Genomic DNA, 462 nt, shown 5'->3' with positions numbered 1-462 from the left:
CTATTTCACTCCCCACGCCCTCGATGCCCAGGATGCCGCCACCGGCCAGGGCCTGCAGGACTTCTCCGATCTGCCCGCGCCCGTGCCGCGCCCGCACGACCTGCTGGTGCGCGTGCGCGCCGTTTCCGTGAACCCGGTGGACACCAAGGTGCGCGCGAGCGCCGCGCCCGCCGAGGCCGGCCAGCCCAAGGTGCTCGGCTGGGATGCGGTCGGCACGGTGGAGGCGATGGGCGCCGAGGTGCGCGGCTTCGCCGTGGGCGACCGCGTGTTCTATGCCGGTGCCATCGACCGCCCTGGCACGAATGCCGAGCTGCATGCGGTGGATGCGCGCATCGCCGCCCATGCGCCGGCCAACTGGACCGATGCCGAAGCCGCCGCCGTGCCGCTCACCGCCATCACCGCCTGGGAGCTGCTGTTCGACCGCCTGGGCTTCGCCCGCCATCCCGGGTCAACCCACGCGCC

The 462-nt window shown here is 73.6% G+C and carries 1 protein-coding gene; it reads left to right on the top strand.

Annotated elements, in window-relative coordinates:
* Positions 1 to 52: 52 nt before the first annotated feature.
* Positions 53 to 462, top strand: a 410-nt coding sequence (locus AC066S_RS39275) for an alcohol dehydrogenase catalytic domain-containing protein (protein WP_478271974.1), incomplete at its 3' end; no start/stop codon positions are given.

The sequence above is a fragment of the Bradyrhizobium sp. CFUWI genome, from assembly GCF_056429085.1.
Note: the sequence above shows the minus strand (reverse complement) of the source record. Positions and strands in the feature narration are given on the sequence as shown.